Raw genomic sequence first — 17954 nt, forward strand, 5'->3', positions numbered from 1 at the left:
CTCACCAAAAAGTAAGTACGGCTGGGAGAGCGCATGGCGTCATCGGCACGACGGGGTCCCTACTTCTGCGGCATCGACGCGGCGATGGACGTGGTCGCCGGCAAGTGGAAGTCGCTGATCCTCTGGGAGCTGCACCACCACGGCACCCGCCGGTTCGCCGAGCTGCGCCGCGGCCTGCCGGGCGTCAGCGAGAAGATGCTGGTCCAGCATCTGCGCGAGATGGAGGAGGACGGGCTGGTGCATCGCGAGGTCTACCGCGAGGTGCCGCCGAAGGTCGAGTACTCCCTGACCGAGCACGGCGTCTCGCTCAACGCGGCGCTCGCCCCCCTGGGCGCCTGGGGCACCGAACGCATGGCGCGGATCGGCGCGGCGAAGGTCTCCGTGGACGCCTGAGCCCCGAGGTCACGTCCGCCGTTCGGCCGCCACCAGGGCCGCGAGCTCGCGCAGGCTGTGGCGGAACACCGCCTTGGCCAGTGGCCGCACCAGCGGCCAGCCGGCCCGCCCCAGCGCCCCGAACGGCGCCAGCAGCTCCTCCGTCCAGATCACCCGGCTGCCGCTCCCGAGCGCCCGCACCCGGAACGCGCCCCGGCCGCGCACCAGCCGCCCGGTGTGCTCCATCACGACCAGCTCCGGCGGCTCCCACCGGGTGATCGTCATCGTGTCCATGAACCCGACCGGCCACACCCCGGTGTACGCCTCGACGGCGTCCGGGGCCACCTGGCGGGTGCTGGTGAGGAACATCCACTCCCGCTGCCTGTCCCAGTCGGTGAGCAGCGCGAACACCTGCTCGGGCGGCGCCGCCACCTCGACGGCGGCGCCGACGTACACGGCTCTGCCCACGTCGCCTCCTGACTCTCCCGATCCCTCCTACCCCGCGCGCCCGGTGCTAGAGTCCGGTCCGGGATGGACGACCTGAGCGAGCATCTGCTGCCGGTCCCCGGGCAGCGGCTGCGCTTCGGCCGAGGCGCCGAGGGCATCGAACGCCTGGAGGCGAGGCTCGTCGGCGAGGCGTTCGCCACACACCGCCACGACACCTACGCCCTCGGCGTGACGCTGTCCGGCGTGCAGACCTTCCGCTACCGGGGCGAGCGGCGGCGCTGCCTGCCGGGCGAGTGGCACGTCCTGCACCCCGACGAGCCGCACGACGGCGCGGCCGGCACCGACGACGGCTTCGCCTACCGCATCCTGTACGTCGATCCGTTCCTGGTGCGGGAGGCGCTGGGCGGCGGGCCGCTGCCGTTCGTGGCCGATCCGATCGTCGCGCCGTCCGGGATGGACCCGTCGCTGCTGGCCTGCCTGCGCCGGATGGACGAGCCGCTGGACGAGTTCGCCCGGCTGGAGGTGGCGCTGCTGGTGGCCGGCGCGCTGCGCAGACACGCCGGCGGCCCCGCGCAGGACGGGCCTGGACCTCTGGCGGTGGCGGCGCTGGCGCGGGTGCGCGAGCTGATCGCGGCCGACCCGGCCGCCCGGCTGACGGTTGCGGAGCTGGAACGGGCGTCGGGGCTCGACCGGTGGACGCTGGCCCGCCAGTTCCGCGCCGCGTACGGCACCAGCCCGACCCGGTTCCGCACGATGCGCCGCCTCGACGTCGTACGCCGGGCGCTGCGGCACGGCACGCCGCTGCGCGAGGCGGCACTGGAGGCGGGCTTCGCGGACCAGGCCCACATGACGCGCATGTTCAAACGCGCCTACGGCCTCACCCCGGGCCGCTGGCTGGCCGCGCTGCGCCTTTAGCCGTCCTCACAGGCCGCCGGCGACGTCCAGGACGGTGCCGGTCACGTACGACGCCTCGTCCGACAGCAGCCACGCCACCGCCGCCGCGATCTCCTCCGGCCGGCCGGGACGCCCCAGCGGGACGCGCTCGGCCACCCGCCACGCCCGTCCGGGCTCGCCCGCCCGCGCGTGGATCGTGGTGTCGATGGTGCCCGGCGACACGGCGTTGACCCGCACGCCCGGAGCGAGCTCCTTGGCCAGGCCGACCGTCATGGTGTCCACGGCGGCCTTGGTGGCGGCGTAGGCGACGTACTCGCCGGGTGAGCCGGTGCGGGCCGCGACCGACGAGACCGTGACGATGGCCTTCTCGCCCGGCGGCCGTCCCCGCCACCGCCGCGCCGCCTCCCGGCACAGGCGCAGCGGCGCGACCAGGTTGACCTCGACCACGCGCCGCAGGTCGTCGTCGGTCAGGTCGGCGAACGGGCCGAGCCGTCCGGTGACGCCCGCGTTGTTCACCAGCCCGGTGACCTCGCCCAGCTCCTCGGCCGCGGCGAACAGCGGCTCGGGGTCGTCCCTGACATCGTGGCGCAGGCCGCGGACCCGCGGACCGAGCCGCCGCTCCAGCTCCCGCGCCTCGGCGTCGGAGCCGGAGTGCGTGAACAGCACGCTCGCGCCGCCCGCGCTCAGCCGCTCCACGATGCTGGCGCCGATCCCCCGCGAGCCGCCGGTGACGATGATCACCATGTCTGTCCCCTCTCCGTCCTGGCCTCGATCGCGCGGATCACGGCCACCATGTCGAGCCCGCCGTGCCCCAGCCGCAGCGTCTCGGCGAACAGCGCGTGGCAGACGTCCAGCAGCGGCGCGGCCACGCCGCGCTCCCGCGCCGCCTCGGCGATGAGCCGGTTGTTCTTCAGCACGTCCGCGATGGCCGCCTGGGCGGCGAAGTCGCCCTCGACCAGTTTGCTCGCCTTGGCCCGCGAGACGTCGCTGGCCATCGGCCCGGCGCCGAGCACCCGCGCGAACGTCTCCAGGTCCAGCCCGTGCCTTGCGGCGAAGTGGGTCGCCTCGGCCAGCCCGCTCACCATCGTGATGAGGAACAGGTTCACCGCCAGCTTCATCAGCAGCGCGCCGGGGACCGGCCCGCACGGGACCGTCCCGGAGCACATCGGGGCCAGCAGCGGGCGTACCTCCTCCACGGCGTCCGGTTCGCCCGCCAGCATCGCCACGAGCCGGCCGGCCTCGGCGGGGCCGCGCGAGCCCGACACCGGGGCCTCCACGTACCGGCCGGCCGCCGCGAGCACGTCGCCGGCCAGCGCTGCGGAGTACGCGGGCGCGGTCGTCCCCATGTGCACCACGATCCGCCCGGACACGCGCGCTTCGAAGCTCGGCGTGCCGCGGCCCAGCACGGCGTCCACGGCGGCCTCGTCGGCCAGCATGAGCAGCACCACCCGCGCCCGCCGGAACAGCTCGTCCGGGTCCGCCGCCACCCCTGCCCCGGCCGCCCGCGCGGCTTCGGCGCGGGACGTTGTCCGGTTCCACACGACGAGCGGCGTGCCGGCCCTGGCCAGGTTGACCGCCATGGGCTGGCCCATGAGGCCCAGCCCGGCGAACCCCACCGTCATCCGCCCCACCTCCCTCTCCGCGGCATCCGTTGTAGCGGAGGGAGCGGGCGCGGGTCTTGAACGGTTGTGATCGGGCGGACCGGAATAGGGACGGCGGGCGGGCCGTTGTCGTCGATGCGGCCCCCGTTCCGGTGGCCTGCCCGGACGAGACGCGCCGTACCCGGCCTGCAAAGACGACGCTCCCTGGGAAGGAGCCGTCATGGCCTGGTTGTTGATCATCGCTGCCGGTCTGTTCGAGGTCGTCATGGCCTACTCGCTGAAGGCCAGCAACGGGTTCTCGGCGCTCTGGCCGAGCGTCGTCTTCGGCGTCTCCGCGGTGCTGTCGTTCGGGCTGCTCGCGCTGGCGCTGAAGAACCTGGAGGTCGGCACCGCCTACGCGGTGTGGACCGGCATCGGCGCCGTCGGCACCGCCACGCTCGGCATGATCGCGCTCGGTGAGGACACGTCCCCGCTGAAGCTGATCTCGATCGGGCTCATCCTGCTCGGCGTCGTCGGCCTCAACCTGGCCGGCGGCGGCCACTGACGAGGAGCGGCCCGCCCGGGTCAGCGGCGGGCCGCGTTCCTCTCCTTGCGCCGCTCGGCCACCCGTACCCCGATGAACACCAGCACGGCGGCCACGACGATCCCGATCACCACGTTGGTGCCGACCCCCACGTACGTCTCCACGAGGTGCCACTGCTCCCCGAGCAGGTAGCCGGCGTAGACGAAGATGACGTTCCAGATCAGGCTGCCCCCGGTGGTGAGGAGCAGGAACATGGGCAGCGGCATGCGCTCCACCCCCGCAGGGATGGAGATGAGGCTGCGGAAGACGGGGATCATCCGGCCGAAGAAGACGGTCTTGCGGCCGTGCCGCTGGAAGAACGCCTCGGTCTTCTCGACGTCGGACGTCTTCAGCAACGGTATCCGCTCCACCAGGGCGATCACGCGGTCGCGCCCGAGCATCGCGCCCACCCAGTACAGCGCCAGCGCACCGACGACGGAGCCGATGGTGGTCCACACCACCACGTCCAGCAGGTCCAGCTCCCCCCGGCTGGCGGTGAAGCCGGCCATGGGCAGGATCACCTCGCTGGGCAGGGGAGGGAAGAGGTTCTCCAACGCGATCGCGAGGCCCGCTCCGGGGGCCCCCAGCGTCTCCATCAGTCCGATGAGCCAGTCAGTCATGAGCCTCAAGGCTAGAGATGATCAGATAAGTTCGGAATGAGGCTGCTGCCCCAGGCGCACCGGGGGTAAACCTCAGGGCGCGTAGCGAGCGACGAGTTCAGCGCCGATCCTGGCCAGCTCGGCGCGCACCGCCTCCGGCTCGACGACCTCCACCTGGGCGCCCCAGCCGGCGAGCTGCTCGGCGATCGACAGGGCCATCGGGGCGGCGACCCGCAGCCGGGCCCGGCCGTCCGGCTCGCGCCCGAGCACCTCGCAGTGGCGTCCGAAGTGGTCGCGCAGGATCCCGGCGTGCCGCTCGGCGACGAGCACCACCGCCGTCACGAGGGAGCGGCGGCGTTCGACCTCGCCGACGACGCGCTCCCACTCCGCCGCGAGGTCGAAGCCGTCCGGCCGCTCGGCGGGCAGGTCGGTGGGCTCGGCGGCGGTGACCCGGTCCACCCGGTACGTCCGCCGCCCCGCCCCGGTGCCCGCCACGAGGTACCACAGGCCGTCCTTGTCCACCAGTCCTAAGGGATCGACCAGCCGCTCGGCCGGCTCGCTGCCCTTGCGCGCGTAGGTGAGGCGCACCTTGTGCCCGGCGACGACCGCATCCTGCAGGGTCCGTACCAGGGCGGGCGGCTCCCGCCCCGCCTCGCCCCAGCCGGCCGGGTCCGACACCACCGCCCGCGCGGCGGCCTCGGCGTCCGCGCGGAAGGTGGCCGGCAGCGCCCGTACGAGCTTGCGCAGGGCCGAGGTGAGCGCCGGCGCGGCGGTCGTGGCCGGGCCGAGGAGCAGGAACAGCGCCCGCGCCTCGGCGGCGGTGAGCCCGGTCAGGTCGGTACGCGCCCCGCCCACCAGCGACCAGCCGCCCCCGCGTCCGGGCTGCGGGTAGACGGGGATGCCCGCGGCCGACAGGGCCTCCAGGTCGCGGCGGGCGGTGGCGACGGAGATCTCCAGCTCCCCGGCCAGCTCCGAGGCGGTCAGCCGGCCGCGCCCCTGGAGCAGGAGGAGGGCGGCGACCAGGCGGTCTGCGCGCATGTGCTCATCCTGGCAGGAGACCTTCGCGTACGGTCCGTCAGGAGGTCACGTAAACGATGTGGCCGGCGCTCGCCGGATCGTCCAGGAGGGAGAGCATGCAGTCGGCCGTGTCGGCGCGGACGGTGCTGTGTCCGCCCCTGACGCAGCGGTCCCAGGAGGTGCGGTAGCGGCCGGTCGGCGGGGCGTCGCGCAGCCGGCCGGGGCGGACGACGGTCCAGTCGAGACCGGCGCGGCGCAGCAGCTCCTCCGAGGCCGCGAGGTCGGCGTAGGAGTGGCGGAACAGCGGCTGCACGACGAGCGGCTTGAGCACGTAGCGGGTGAAGAGGCCGTCGCCCGCGTCGGCGACCATGCCGGCCGCGCCGACGGTCAGCACGCGCCGCACGCCTGCGCGGCGCATGGCCTCGGTGATGGCGGCGACGCTGCCGGAGTGGACGGTGGTGGGGCCGCGCTCGCGGCTGCCCATGGCGCTGAGCACGGCGTCACGGCCCTCGACGCCGGGGGCGACGGCGGCGGGGTCCATCACGTCGGCCTCGACGACCTCGACGCGGTCGCGGAGCCCGGCGGGCAGCCGGGCGGCGGCGCGTACGACGGCGGTGATCTCGTGACCCCGGTCGAGGCCCTGGCGGACCAGTTCGAGCCCGATGCCGCCGGTCGCTCCGAAGACTGCCAGCCTCATGGGGCGTCCCCTTTCTCGGAGGGGTGAGTGAATATTTACTCACCACCTTACCTCCGAGGCCCCGAGACCCGTCGGCCGGCCCGTTCTACGCGCCGGGCTCCGGAGCGTAGAAGGCGGTGACGGCGGCCACGTGGGCGGCCGCCCGATCGGCCGGGATGCCGGCCGCCTCCTCCGCCTCGCCCCAGGCCCGTGCCGAGGCGGTGATGACCTGCCGTCCCTCCGGGGTCAGGTGGAAGGTGTCCTCCCCCACCTTCTCGCCGCCGGAGAGGTGCAGGGCCAGGCCGAGCAGCCCGAGGTCCCAGCCGACGCCGACCCCGCCGCAGCCGAACCCCTCCCACATCTCCGGCGGGACCTCGGCGACGTGCCGCAGCTCCAGCCAGGTGGCGCCGCCCTCGGACGTCAGCTCGACCTCGACCTCGGACAGACCCGGGGCGTCGCCCATCGCCCAGCTCACCTTGAACCGCCGGGGCGGTGCGCACTCCAGGACCTCGCCGCCGGCGTTGCCCTCGAACTGGTATCTGCCGCCGAGCCGCAGCTCGCCGCTCACCGGCAGGAACCAGCGCTTGAGTCGGTCGGCGTCGGTGCAGGCGTCCCACACGTCCTCGACCTCGGCCTCGTAGCGGCGGCGGATGACCAGGGCCTTGTGCTCGCCGTCGGACAGCTTCCGGTGCGCCCGGGTGATCTCGTCAACCATGTCCATCATCAGAGGTCTCCTTCTTCTCGGTGGCGGATGAGCGTTCGCGCTTGCCGCGGGCCAGCTCGGTGGCCAGGGCGTCGAGGCGCTGGTCCCAGAACCCGCGGAAGCGCTCCAGCCAGAGGTCGATCTCACGCAGCGGTCCGGCCTCGACGGCGTAGAGCCGCCGGGTGCCCGCGGCCCGCACGCTGGCGAACCCGTTGTCGCGCAGCACCCGCAGGTGCTGCGAGACGGCCGGCTGGGAGATGCCGAACTCCTGCTGGATGACGGCGGTGACCTCGCCGGAGCTTCGCTCACCGCCGGCGAGGAGCTCCAGGATCCGGCGCCGGACCGGATCGCCGAGGACGTCGAATGCGTGCACGTCCCGAGTATTTCAGGTGCTGCTTATATAAGTCAAACTTGAGGTAAGGGGTGTCAGTCGTCCAGGCCGCGGGCGCTCAACGCCTCGCCCAGGGCGTCGGCGTGCCGCAGCGCGCCGACCACCAGCGGCACCGCGAAGGCCCGCAGGCTGCGCTCGACCCCGCGGGCCCGCTGCGCGTCCCGTACCCGGCCGGCCAGATCCGCCAGCACCGGCACCGTCCTGATCGTCAGCGACAGCAGCAGCGACAGCCGGAACGGGTCCAGCCCGACCAGCCGCGCCGGGGCCATCAACCGCTCCAGCACGGCCATCATCTCCGAGGTGCGCGTGGTGATCGTCACCAGCCCGGCCAGCGCCACCGCGACCACCACCCGCAGGGTCGTGACCGCCGCCCCCTCCACCCCGACGAACACCCACTGCAGGGCGAACAGCGCCACCGCGAACCAGCGCACCGGCCGCACCTGCGCCCAGGCCGCCGCCACGCCGACGCGCGACAGGGCGTACAGGCCCGCCGTGACCACCGCCGCGCCCCCCAGCGCGAACGGCGAGCGCAGCAGCACCAGAGCCGTGCAGACGACGGCGAGCCCGGCCAGCTTGGCCCCGGCGGGCAGCCGGTGCAGCGGCGAGGCCCCGGGCACGTAGGCGCCGGTCCGGCCGTTCACGCCATGAGCTTCCGGTAGTGGCCGATGGCCTCCTCGGGCACGCCGTCGGCGACCACGCGGCCCTCGTCGAGCACCAGGACGCGGTCGAAACCGGCCAGCAGCGGCAGGTCATGGGTCACCACGACCACCTGCTGCGGCAGCTCGCGCAGCAGCTCCGCCACCTGGCGCGAGTGGCGCAGGTCGAGCAGCGTGGTGGGCTCGTCCATGACGATCACCCGCGGCTCCAGCACCATCACCGAGCACAGCGCGAGGAGCTGCTTCTGCCCGCCGGACAGGTGATGGGCCGGATGGTCGGCGTGACCGGCCAGGCCGTAGCGGCCGAGGACCTCGGCGACCCGCCGGTCGGCCTCCTCGCGGGGCAGGCGGTGGCGGCGCAGGGAGAACGCGACGTCCTCGGCCACCGTCGGCATCACGATCTGGGCGTCGGGGTCGGTGAACAGGAAGCCGACCTCGCGCCTGATCTTCGCCGCCTGGCGGCGGGTGTCCAGGCCGAGCACGGTGACGGTGCCGGACGTCGGCAGCGCGAGGCCGTTGATCAGGCGCGCGAGCGTGCTCTTGCCGGAGCCGTTGGCCCCGACCACGCCGATCCGCCGCTCGCCGAGCGAGGCGGTGACGCCGCGCAGCACGTCCCGCTCGCCGAGCCGGACCCGTACGTCCGCGAACTCGATCACGTCTCCCCCACTTCACACCACCTCGAACAGGGCCGCCACGCCCATGCCGCCGCCGACGGCCGCCGCGGCCAGGCCGAGCGTGCCGGGCGGGGCGCCGCCGCGGACCAGCCGGGTGAACAGCCGGGTCACCACGACCGCGCCGGTCGCTCCCCAAGGGTGGCCGAGCGCGAGCGCGCCGCCGCCCGGGCAGACGCGGCCGGCGTCGGCGCCGAGCGGGTCGAGCCCGAGGGCGTCGGTGACGGCCAGCACCTGGGCGGCGAACGCCTCCACGAGCTCCACAGCCGCCACGTCTTCGATGCCGGCCCCGGCCCGCGCCAGCACGCGCCGCACGGCGGGCACCGGCCCCCAGCCGGGCAGCGCGGGGTCGCAGCCGGTCACGGCCCCGGCCAGCAGCCGCAGGCCCGGCCGGCCGGCGCGCAGCCGTTCCGGCACCACGGCCACGGCTGCCGCGCCGTCGCTGATCGGGGAGGAGTTGCCGGCCGTCACCGTACCGGCCGTCGCCGATCCGTCCGGGGCGGGTGTGGTGAACGCGGCCGGGAGACGGGCCAGGGACGCCACGCGCAGCGGGCGCGGGCGCTGGTCGTGGTGCCGGTCGCCGACCGGGACGATCTCTTCGGTGAAGGCGCCCGCGTCGCGGGCGGCGAGGGCGGCGGCGTGGCTGCGGGCGGCGTAGGCGTCCTGGCGGGCGCGGGTGATGCCGCGGGCCGCGGCCAGCGCCTCGGCGGCGGGTCCCATGTCGGGGTCCGGGTGGCCGTCCGGCGCGAACGGCGCCCGCGGGTAGGGCTCGCTCTCCCCCCTGCGGGTGCGCAGCGGCGCGGTCGAGGCGCTCTCGGCCCCGCCCGCGATCACCAGCTCCGCCTCCCCCGCGCGTACGGCCTGCGCCGCCACGAGGATCGCGGCCAGCCCGCTGCCGCACTGCCGGTCCACGGTGAGGCCGGGCACCTCGTTCCCCAGCCCGGCCGCCAGCGCCGCGACCCTGGCCACGTTGCCGCCGGGGCCCATGCAGTTGCCAAGCACGACGTCGTCCACGGGACGCCCGTCGAGGCGGGCGTCCCGGGCGACGGCGGCGACGACCGGCGCGGCCAGCAACTCGACGGCGAGGTCCTTGTAGGCGTGCCCGGCCGTGCCGATGGGCGTGCGACGGGCCGCCACGACGACGGGCGCCCCGGGATCGGTCACGCCAGCCGCCCTGGAGCCGGAGCCGGTCCCACCAGCCGTCGTGACGCCGGAGCCGGTCACGTGAGCCGCCTGATGCCGGGGTCGCCGCCGGCGAGCCGGGACGCGACCAGCGCGCGGGCCGGCTTGCCCGCGCCGGTGCGGGGCAGGCTGGGCACCGCGTACCAGCGGCGGGGCCGCTGTGCCGCGTCCAGGCCGCTGCGCGCGACCGCCTCCAGCAGCGCCCGCGGCGGCGGCGCGCCGCCGTCGCCCTCGACGACCGCGGTCACCACCGACCCCAGGGACGGGTGCGGCGAGCCGATCACCACGATGTCGCCCACGCCGGGCACCTTGCGCAGCACTTCCTCGACGTCCTCGGGGACGACGGTGGCCCCGCCGGTCTGGATCGCGCCGTCGCCGCGCCCGCGCAGCCGCAGCGGCTCCCCCGGCCGGTACGGGTAGGCGACGTCGCCGACGGTCATCCAGCCGTCGCCGTCACGGCGGAGCGGGCCGCTCGCGCCGCCCAGGTAGCCCTCCGCCAGCCAGGGCGAGCGTGCCCACACCTCCCCCAGCCCGCCCGCGCCGGGCCGCACCTCGATCTCGGTCTCGGGGAACGGGCGCAGCCCCGCCCCGTCGGCGTCGGCGGCCACGAACGACAGCTCGCTCGCCCCGTAGTAGGCCACCACCCGGATCCCGGCCCGCCCGGCGGCCTCCCGTACGCCGGGGGCGAGCGCGGCCCCGCCCGCGACGGCGGCGCGCACCGATCCGGGGGCGGCGAGCACGGCGGGCAGCAGGTGCGGCACCAGGTGCACGACCGTGGCCCGGTCCAGGTGCGCGGCCAGGCCCTCGGGGCCGCGGCCGGCCGGCCGGCGGCCGGGGACGAGCGCGGTCGCGCCGATGGCCAGGGCGTGCACGGCGGCGAAGGCGTACAGGGAGGACGACAGTGGTCCCGGCACCAGCACCACGTCGTCGGCGCTCATGCCGGCCAGGTCCGCCAGGTGCGGGAACGACCCCGTCCAGGAGGCGCGGGTGCGCACGATCGCGCGGGGGCGGCCGGTGCTGCCGGAGGTGAAGCAGGCCCAGGCGAGGTCGCCGGGCTCGGGAGCGGGGACGATCGCGGGGCCGGGCGCGGCCGGCAGCGGCTCGTCGACCAGCAGGTCCGGGGGCGCGGCGGCGAGCATGCGCGTCCAGCGCCGCCGGTCCCACGCGGGGTCGCCGACGAGCGGGGTGGCCCCGGCGAGGTCGGCCGCCACCACGGCGGTCAGCAGCGCGACCGGGTCGGCGAGCCCGATCGCGACGAGCGAGCCGGGACGTACGCCCCGGCCGCGCAGCCGCCGCGCGGCGCCGTGGACGTCGCCGGCCAGCCCGGCGTAGGTGAGCTCGCGGCCCGGCCCGCGGAGCGCGACGGCATCGGGGCGGGCGGCGGCGTGCCGCAGGACGTGTGCTGCTACCGGCATGAACCGCTCAACGCCCCCAGCCGGACCGCAACCGCTCGCGGTGCACGGCGGGCACCGCGTCCGGGTAGGCCCGCTGGACGCCCCGGGCCACGACCGAGGCCAGCACCGCCTTGATCACGTCGCCGGGCAGGAAGGCGGCGCTGAGCGCCGCGGCGGCCGGCAGCGACGCGCCCGTGACCAGCGCCTGCACCGGGATGCCGAACAGGTAGATCACGCCGATGCCGCCGACCAGGCAGGCCACGACGAGCTGGAGCAGGCTCGGGCTGCGGCCGGCCCGCTCGGTGAGCCAGCCGGTCACGGCCGCGCCGGGCAGCCACCCGATGAGGAACCCGGCCGACGGCCCGATGAACGCGCCCAGCCCGCCGCGCCCGCCCGCCAGCAGCGGCAGCCCGGCGGCCACCAGCACCAGCAGCACGGCGACGGCCAGCGCGCCCCGCCACGCGCCGAGGATCACCCCGGCCAGCATCACGCCCAGGGTCTGGAGGGTGATCGGGACCAGGTTGCCGAAGACGTTGACCGAGCCCGGCAGCCCGAGCACGGCGATGAGCGCGGCGAACACCGCCACCCTCGCCAGGTCTCCGGTGGGGAACCTGCGCCACTTGCCTGCATTCTTCATGGAGTCGATCTCACACCAGAACGGCATGCTTCGGTCATGGAGGGTTCCCACAACAATCCGGCCGTTCATCTGCGATCGAACGATACCCTCCGGCGGCCGGTGACCTGCAACGCCCTGTCGGTCCTCACATCCTGGCGATGAGCACGGCCCATGCCGCGTCAGCCGGAGCGCGAACCACGACCTTGCGCGCTCTCAACGGCCCTCCGGTCCGCCGCTCGACGTGGTGCAAGGCGATCTTGCCTTTGTCACCGGAGGTCTTTGTAGAAGAAGCTGCAGGCGGCCGGTGTGCCGTCCGGAGAGGCGGCGTAGCCGGGGACGACGCCGTAGCGGGTCCAGCCGCCGGTGAGGTAGACGTGCTCGGCGGTGCTGCCGGTCTCGGTGTCGAGCATCAGCAGGTGGACGCCGTCGGCGAGCGCGGCCCGCTCGGCGGTGGCGAGCAGCGCGCGGGACAGGCCGCGGCCCCGGGCGTCGCGGTGCACCATCAGCTTCACGATCTCGCCACGGTAGCGGGAGTTGGGCTTGGTGGTCAGGGCGAGGCTGATCGTGCCGGCGACGCCGGAGGCGTCACGGGCGACCCAGACCCGGAGGGTGCCCGCGGCCACGGCGGGGGCCTGGTCCCGCCACCAGCCGGCGGCCTCCTCCAGGCCGAACGGGGACAGGAAGCCGACGGACGCGCCGTCGTCCACGGCGTCGGCGAGCAGAGCGGCCAGATCCTTGATCGCTGCGTCGAACTCCTCGGCCGGCAGCAGGTCGATGGCGTACATGCGCGGGGTCCTTCCAGCGGGCGCCAGTGGGGGGTCAGGGCAGGACGACGAGGATGACGTAGCGGGCCGGGCCGGGGCCCGGGCAGCGGAAACGGGAGGCGCCCCGCAGCAGGAAGCGCAGGCAGTCGCCGGCGTCGAGGACGTGCGTGCGGCCGTTCGCGGTGATCTCGACCGTGCCCTCCAGCACCCAGATGTGCTGCTCCAGCCCGGGGACGGGCGGCACGTCGTACGCGATGTCCGCGCCGGGCCGGAGCGTGCCCTCCACGACCTCGCCGCGCAGCCCGGGGTGCGGCGGCGAGACCGACCGGCGGACGAAGCCGGACTCCTCGTCGCGCCACACCCGCTGCTCCGCCGCGCGCACCACCGGCGGCGGCTCCGGCTCGACCTCGGCCAGCAGCCGCGACAAGGTCCGCTCGTAGACGGCGCAGAGCTTGTTGAGCAGGGCGGCGGTGGGGCTGATCTCCGCGCGTTCGAGCCGGGACAGGGTGGAACGGCTGACGCCGGCGCGGGCGGCCAGCTCGTCGAGCGACCACCCGCGCTCGACGCGCAGCTCCGCCAGCCGGCCCGCGAGCCGGACGTCCAGCTCCTCCGCGCTTCTCACATCCGGGATGATATCCCACATCCGGGACACGCGGCTGAAGGGCCTACCCGGCGTTGAGCAGCGGGACGAGCTGCTCCTCCTCGTAGTCGAGGTGCGCCTCCAGCTCCGCCGTCAGCCGCTCCACCTCGGCCAGCAGCACGGCCGGGGCGACGTCGTCGGCCGCGAGCAGCGTACGCAGCTCCTCCAGCAGCCGCGCCACGACGGCGTGCTCGGCCCGCAGCCGCTCCAGCGCCGGCCCCAGCTCCGGATGGCGTCCCTCCATCGCGGGGAACATGAAGTCGTCCTCGCGCGAGTGGTGCACGTGCAGCCCCTGGCAGAGGGTCAGGCAGTTGACCTTGAGCTGGGCGGCCACACGCGGGCCCGAGGCGGCGACCTCGGCGCGGATGAGGGCCAGCTCCCTGCGGAAGGCGTCATGCAGGCGCTTGAGCCCGTCGCCCATGGGGCCGGCGGGCGGCCCGGGATCGCCCGCGACGAGCGCGACCACCGGCAGGACGCGCCCCGACTTGGTCTCGTAGTCGGCCCATCCCGGGCTCTGCTCGACGGCGCGGGCGAACAGCCGGTCGCGTTCCTCGCCCGTGAGCACGACCGCCTCGGCCTGATAGGTGAACGTGCCGTCCTCGACGGTGACGCGCGGGTCGGCGCGCAGGTTGTGGTACCAGGCCGGGTGGCGGGGCGCGCCGCCGGCCGAGGCGATGACGAGGACGCGGTCGCCGTCGGGCAGGCACGCGACCGGTACGGTGTGCGGCGCGCCGCTACGGGCGCCGGTGGTGGTCAGCAGGAGCAGCCTGGCGCCCTCGAAGGGGCCGCCGACCCGGCCGCCGTTGGCGCGGAACTCGTCGATGATCTGCTGGTTGAAGTTCATGGGCATGCGTGTTCGTCACTCCGTGCGTGGGTGTGTGCGAAGTCGGCGGGCAAGGGAGAACCCGCACGGCATGCCGTCAGAGCGAGCGGGACGGGCCGACTACACCGTCCGTGGCATGGGATGACGCGCGGGGATCCGGAGGTCAGGCACGACCGAACGTGTGAGTGTTCACGGCGTCATCCCCTTTGATCGGGCGCCTCCATGCCGCCGCCGTACACCCCGGCCGGCGTCACGCGACGCGACGGCCATTACACGCGCCTTCAGTGGATCTTGTCAAGCGCGGTCCGGCCGTCTTCTCCGGTCCGGCGGCCGGGTCACGGGGCGTCCGTCAGCCGGGTCTCGTAGGCCCAGGAGGCGATCCCCACCCGGTTGCGTACGCCCAGCTTCGCCTGGATGGCGGAGATGTGCCCCTTCACGGTGCTGAGGGAGATGAAGAGCTCGGCGGCGATCTCCGGGTTCGTACGCCCCCGTGCGACCGCGCGGGCCACCTCCACCTCGCGCTCCGACAGCGGCGTCGCCGGACGCCGGTCGCCGGACGCCTGACCGGCGGCCGTGACGTGGCGGAGCAGGCGCAGGGTGAGCGACGGGGAGATCAGGGCGTCTCCCGCACTGGCCGCCCGTACCGCCTCGACCAGCAGGGCCGGGCCGGCGTCCTTGAGCACGAAGCCGACGGCGCCGCCGCGCAGCGCGCCGTGGACGTACTCGTCGAGGCCGAAGGTCGTGACGACGACCACCCGCAGCGGGGACGGGACGCCCGGCCCGGCGAGCGCGCGGGTCACCTCGATGCCGTTCGCGCCGGGCATCTGGACGTCGACCAGGCACACGTCCGGACGCAGCCGCCGGGCCAGCGCGATGGCCTCGTCGCCGTCCCCGGCCTCGGCGACGACGCGGATGTCGGGCTGGTCCTCCAGGATGACCCGCAGGCTGGCCCGGACGAGCGCCTGGTCGTCGGCGAGCAGGACGCTGATGCTCATCGCGGCTCCGATCCGGTGGGCGGGGGCAGCGGGAGGGCGGCGCGCACGGACCAGCCCGGCGCGCCGGGGCGCGGGCCGGCGTGCAGGGTGCCGCCGAGTGCCGTCACGCGTTCGCGCATGCCGAGCAGGCCGTAGCCGGTGGCGGCGCGCCGGCGGCGGGCGGGGGCGGGCGGGGCGTCGTCGGTGATCTCGACGGTGAGCGTGCCGGGCTCGCGGGCGACGGTGACGTGGACGGAGCGGGCGGCGCGGGCGTGGCGGGAGACGTTCGTCAGGGCTTCGCGGACGACGCGGTAGACGGTGGCGGTGACCTCCGGCGGCCAGGTGGCGCCGTCCTCGTCCTGCTCCGGCAGGCGCAGGTGGACGGGCGGGCCGTCGAAGCGGGCGGCGAGGCCGGCGAGGCTCTCCGGGGGCGGCGCGGGCGGGGCCGCGTCGCGGAGCAGGCCGACGAGCCGGCGCATGGCGGCCAGGGCGTCGGCGCCGGCGGTCTCGATGCCGGTCAGAGCGCTCCCGACGTGTTCGGGGCGGCGGCGGGCCAGCACCTGGGCGGCCTGCGACTGCAGGACGATGCCCGTGACGTGGTGCGCGACGACGTCGTGCAGCTCGCGGGCGAGCTGGAGGCGTTCGTGGCGGCGTACGGTCTCGGCCATGGCCTCGCGGCGGGCGGCCAGCGTACGCGCGCCGAGCCCGGCCGCCAGCCCGGCCAGCCACGCCCCGGCGTTCAGGACCGTGACGGGCGGGATCCCGGTGGTGGCCCGCAGGCCGGTCGCGGCGACCACGACCAGCCCGCCCAGGGCGACGGCGCAGGCGGCGCGGGGCGCGAGGGTCCGTACGGCCGAGGCCGTGAGCACGGCCAGGGCCAGCGCCGCGGCGGGCCCCGGCTCGGCGGGCAGCCCGGCGAGGTGGGACACCAGCGCGGCCGACAGCGCCACGAGCTGGCCCGCGACCGCCGCGAGCGCCTTGCGCCGGCGCCGTGCCAGCGCGATCGCGGACACGGCCGCCCCCGCCACGCACCCGAACGCCCAGTAGCCGGGCCCCCAGGAGGTCGCCACGCTGTACGCCCAGAACGCCAGAAGTCCGGCGAGGATCGCGCCGAGCCCGGCGTCCGCCACCCACCGCAGCCGCCCGCACGCCGCGCCGTCGGCGCTCACGGCGGAGGCTCGGTCGCCGGGCGCCCGGTCGCGCGCGGCCGGCTGGTCCCGGTCAGTCACGCCGCTCAGGTTAGAAGCCGGGCCCTTCCCGCCGTACCGGCCGAAAGTATGACTCCCGCCGCCCGCGAACCCTGCTTCCGGCCCGTACCGCCGCTCCCACGCGGTCCCGAGGATGTGGGGCCATGTCACGAGAACATATGACACGGGATGCGCGCCCCAGGATCGGGGCGCTCGACGTGATCCGCGGCCTCGCGCTGTGCGGGATCCTGGTGGCCAACGTCCAGCCCATCGCGCACGCCGGCGACGCCCTGGCCGTGCGGACCGGCGGAGGCGACGCCGGCGACGCCTGGCTGGGGCTGCTGGTCCACCAGCGGTTCTTCCCGATCTTCTCGTTCCTGTTCGGCGTGGGCTTCTCCCTGCTGCTGGAGTCCGCCGGGCGGCAGGTGGGACGGCCGCGGCTGCTCCTGCTGCGCCGGCTCCTGGCGCTGCTCGCGCTGGGGCTCGCTCACATGTTCCTGCTGTGGTACGGCGACATCCTGACCGTGTACGCGGTCGTCGGCCTGGCGGTGCTGCTGCCCTCCTCCTGGTTGCCGCGCCGGGCGGTGGCCGGGCTGTCGGGCGTGGTCGTCGTGGCCGCGCTCGCGACGGGGGCGGGGACGTTCGGGCTGGTGCCGGGGCTGTTCCTGCTGGGCTCGGCGCTCACCAGGTACGGCGTGACCGCGCGCATCGAGGACTCCACCCGTGTGCCGGCCCTCCTGTGCCTGGCCTTCTCCGCCGCGGCGGCGCCGCTGGCATGGCTGCAGAGCGGCACGGGCGACTCGCGGGCGATGGGGGCCGCCGGGCTGCTGACCGCGGGCGCGTACGTCTGCGCCGTGCTCGTGCTGCTGCGTACCCCGCTGGGGCGGTTCCTGCGGGCCGTGTTCGCCCCGCTCGGGCGGATGGCGCTGACCAACTACCTGACGGCCACCGTGCTGGTCCTGCTCGCCGCCCGCCTGGTGGGCGGCTCGCCGGACGGCTGGTCCACGGCGACGGTGCTGTCGATCGCGGGCGGCGTCCTCGTCCTGCAGTGGGTCTGGTCGGCGTTGTGGCTGCGGTGGTTCCGTCAGGGGCCGCTGGAGTGGTCGTGGCGGTGGGCGACGTGGGCCCGCCGGCCGCCCTTCAGGCGAGGGAGTCGATCCAGCGCTCCAGCCGCCGCCCTTCCGCCCGCATGAGAGCGGGGTCGCGGAAGGTGTTGGTGAGCAGCGACACGCCCTGATAGGCGGCCAGCAGGGCGACCGCGAGCTCCCGCGCGTCGGCCCGGCCCATGGCGGCGAACTGCCGTTCCATCCAGTCGAGCAGCGCCCCCATGACTGTGGCGATGGCCCGGTCGAGGCCGTCGTCACGTTTGTCCAGCTCGGAGGCGAGGGTGCCGGTGGGGCAGCCGAAGCGGGCGGTGACGTCGCTCTGCCCGACCCAGCCGCCGACGAGGGCCTTGAGCCGGTCCCGTGGGTCAGGGAGCCGGTCGAGGCGGTGGATCAGGGTCTCCAGCTCGCGGCCGTGGGTGTCGATGGCGGCCCCGATGAGCTGGTCCTTGGTCTTGAAGTAGTAGTAGACGTTGCCGACCGGCACGTCGGCCGCGCGGGCGATGTCGGCGAGCGTCGTCTTCTCGACGCCCTGCTCGTGGAGGACCCGGGCGGCGGCCGCGGCGAGCCGCTCGCGCTTGCCCGCCCTCGTTGAGTCAGTCATCTCACTCACTATAGACAACCGCTTCTGGGGCGCGCTATGGTCTCGATCTCAGTCAGTCAGCTAACTAACTCTCTCGGA

At 75.1% G+C, this 17954-nt stretch carries 23 protein-coding genes, 1 pseudogene and 1 riboswitch; of the genes and pseudogenes, 4 read left to right on the plus strand and 20 right to left on the minus strand.

Annotated elements, in window-relative coordinates; all coding sequences use genetic code 11:
• Positions 1-33 precede the first annotated feature (33 nt).
• A complete protein-coding gene (locus BMW85_RS25010) occupies positions 34-393 on the plus strand; it encodes a winged helix-turn-helix transcriptional regulator (protein ID WP_091085793.1) in 360 nt (119 codons plus the stop codon).
• Positions 394-402: 9 nt separating this feature from the next.
• Here the strand turns inward: BMW85_RS25010 and BMW85_RS25015 are convergent, their stop codons facing one another.
• Positions 403-840: an SRPBCC family protein gene (locus tag BMW85_RS25015; protein WP_091085795.1), complete on the minus strand. Its 438-nt coding sequence runs from the start codon at positions 838-840 to the stop codon at positions 403-405.
• Positions 841-903: 63 nt separating this feature from the next.
• Here BMW85_RS25015 and BMW85_RS25020 point away from each other — a divergent pair, with 63 nt between their 5' ends.
• Positions 904-1734, plus strand: a complete 831-nt coding sequence (locus BMW85_RS25020; protein WP_091085798.1) for an AraC family transcriptional regulator — start codon at positions 904-906, stop codon at positions 1732-1734.
• 6 nt (positions 1735-1740) lie between these two features.
• Here the strand turns inward: BMW85_RS25020 and BMW85_RS25025 are convergent, their stop codons facing one another.
• From BMW85_RS25025 to BMW85_RS52040, 3 genes and pseudogenes are all read right to left on the minus strand, one after another.
• The gene (locus BMW85_RS25025) at positions 1741-2457 is read right to left on the minus strand and encodes an SDR family NAD(P)-dependent oxidoreductase (protein ID WP_091085800.1); all 717 of its coding nucleotides are present in this window, start codon (positions 2455-2457) and stop codon (positions 1741-1743) included.
• Entirely contained in the window at positions 2451-2879 is a 429-nt protein-coding gene (locus tag BMW85_RS52035; protein ID WP_342743438.1) for an NAD-binding protein, read from the minus strand. Before BMW85_RS52035 ends, BMW85_RS25025 begins: the two co-directional genes overlap by 7 nt.
• A gap of 3 nt (positions 2880-2882) precedes the next feature.
• A pseudogene (locus BMW85_RS52040) lies at positions 2883-3347 on the minus strand (NAD(P)-dependent oxidoreductase); the annotation flags it as partial.
• Between the two features lie 101 nt (positions 3348-3448).
• Positions 3449-3518, plus strand: a riboswitch (guanidine-III (ykkC-III) riboswitch).
• 16 nt (positions 3519-3534) lie between these two features.
• Here BMW85_RS52040 and BMW85_RS25035 point away from each other — a divergent pair.
• Entirely contained in the window at positions 3535-3858 is a 324-nt protein-coding gene (locus tag BMW85_RS25035) for a DMT family transporter (protein WP_091085805.1), read from the plus strand.
• Positions 3859-3878: 20 nt separating this feature from the next.
• Here the strand turns inward: BMW85_RS25035 and BMW85_RS25040 are convergent, their stop codons facing one another.
• From BMW85_RS25040 to BMW85_RS25110, 15 genes are all read right to left on the minus strand, one after another.
• On the minus strand, positions 3879-4496 hold the full coding sequence (locus BMW85_RS25040; RefSeq protein ID WP_091085807.1) for a DedA family protein: 618 nt from the start codon (positions 4494-4496) through the stop codon (positions 3879-3881).
• Positions 4497-4568: 72 nt separating this feature from the next.
• Entirely contained in the window at positions 4569-5513 is a 945-nt protein-coding gene (locus tag BMW85_RS25045) for a helix-turn-helix transcriptional regulator (protein WP_091085810.1), read from the minus strand.
• A 37-nt stretch (positions 5514-5550) separates the two neighbouring features.
• Positions 5551-6189 (minus strand): NAD(P)-dependent oxidoreductase, encoded by a 639-nt coding sequence (locus tag BMW85_RS25050; protein WP_091085813.1) that lies wholly within the window; start codon positions 6187-6189, stop codon positions 5551-5553.
• Positions 6190-6274: 85 nt separating this feature from the next.
• Positions 6275-6892, minus strand: coding sequence for an SRPBCC family protein (locus tag BMW85_RS25055; protein WP_245775045.1), 618 nt, complete (start codon positions 6890-6892; stop codon positions 6275-6277).
• Positions 6876-7244 (minus strand): ArsR/SmtB family transcription factor, encoded by a 369-nt coding sequence (locus BMW85_RS25060; RefSeq protein ID WP_091085815.1) that lies wholly within the window; start codon positions 7242-7244, stop codon positions 6876-6878. The genes BMW85_RS25055 and BMW85_RS25060 overlap by 17 nt, the downstream gene beginning before the upstream one ends.
• Positions 7245-7297: 53 nt before the next feature.
• Entirely contained in the window at positions 7298-7903 is a 606-nt protein-coding gene (locus BMW85_RS25065; protein ID WP_091085817.1) for an energy-coupling factor transporter transmembrane component T family protein, read from the minus strand.
• Positions 7900-8574 carry an energy-coupling factor ABC transporter ATP-binding protein gene (locus tag BMW85_RS25070; protein ID WP_091085819.1) on the minus strand — a complete coding sequence of 225 codons (675 nt, stop codon included), beginning with the start codon at positions 8572-8574 and terminating at the stop codon, positions 7900-7902. Before BMW85_RS25070 ends, BMW85_RS25065 begins: the two co-directional genes overlap by 4 nt.
• Positions 8575-8586: 12 nt before the next feature.
• Positions 8587-9753 (minus strand): thiolase family protein, encoded by a 1167-nt coding sequence (locus tag BMW85_RS25075; protein ID WP_091085821.1) that lies wholly within the window; start codon positions 9751-9753, stop codon positions 8587-8589.
• Positions 9754-9809: 56 nt separating this feature from the next.
• Positions 9810-11186, minus strand: coding sequence for an AMP-binding protein (locus BMW85_RS25080; protein ID WP_091085824.1), 1377 nt, complete (start codon positions 11184-11186; stop codon positions 9810-9812).
• A 7-nt stretch (positions 11187-11193) separates the two neighbouring features.
• Positions 11194-11802: a biotin transporter BioY gene (locus BMW85_RS25085; RefSeq protein ID WP_245775046.1), complete on the minus strand. Its 609-nt coding sequence runs from the start codon at positions 11800-11802 to the stop codon at positions 11194-11196.
• A gap of 245 nt (positions 11803-12047) precedes the next feature.
• A complete protein-coding gene (locus BMW85_RS25090; RefSeq protein WP_091085828.1) occupies positions 12048-12566 on the minus strand; it encodes a GNAT family N-acetyltransferase in 519 nt (172 codons plus the stop codon).
• Positions 12567-12600: 34 nt separating this feature from the next.
• A complete protein-coding gene (locus BMW85_RS25095) occupies positions 12601-13167 on the minus strand; it encodes a helix-turn-helix domain-containing protein (protein ID WP_245775047.1) in 567 nt (188 codons plus the stop codon).
• Between the two features lie 43 nt (positions 13168-13210).
• Complete coding sequence (locus tag BMW85_RS25100; RefSeq protein ID WP_091085832.1) at positions 13211-14035, minus strand: nitroreductase/quinone reductase family protein; 825 nt, start codon at positions 14033-14035, stop codon at positions 13211-13213.
• A gap of 308 nt (positions 14036-14343) precedes the next feature.
• Positions 14344-15003 carry a response regulator gene (locus BMW85_RS25105; RefSeq protein WP_091085834.1) on the minus strand — a complete coding sequence of 220 codons (660 nt, stop codon included), beginning with the start codon at positions 15001-15003 and terminating at the stop codon, positions 14344-14346.
• A complete protein-coding gene (locus tag BMW85_RS25110; RefSeq protein ID WP_245775048.1) occupies positions 15000-16211 on the minus strand; it encodes a sensor histidine kinase in 1212 nt (403 codons plus the stop codon). The genes BMW85_RS25105 and BMW85_RS25110 overlap by 4 nt, the downstream gene beginning before the upstream one ends.
• 137 nt (positions 16212-16348) lie before the next feature.
• Here BMW85_RS25110 and BMW85_RS25115 point away from each other — a divergent pair, with 137 nt between their 5' ends.
• Entirely contained in the window at positions 16349-17362 is a 1014-nt protein-coding gene (locus tag BMW85_RS25115; protein ID WP_177240870.1) for a DUF418 domain-containing protein, read from the plus strand.
• Here the strand turns inward: BMW85_RS25115 and BMW85_RS25120 are convergent.
• Positions 17310-17876, minus strand: a complete 567-nt coding sequence (locus BMW85_RS25120; RefSeq protein ID WP_091085839.1) for a TetR/AcrR family transcriptional regulator — start codon at positions 17874-17876, stop codon at positions 17310-17312. The genes BMW85_RS25115 and BMW85_RS25120 overlap by 53 nt on opposite strands.
• Positions 17877-17954: the final 78 nt, after the last annotated feature.

Source organism: Nonomuraea wenchangensis (assembly GCF_900111685.1).
GTDB lineage: Bacteria > Actinomycetota > Actinomycetes > Streptosporangiales > Streptosporangiaceae > Nonomuraea > Nonomuraea wenchangensis.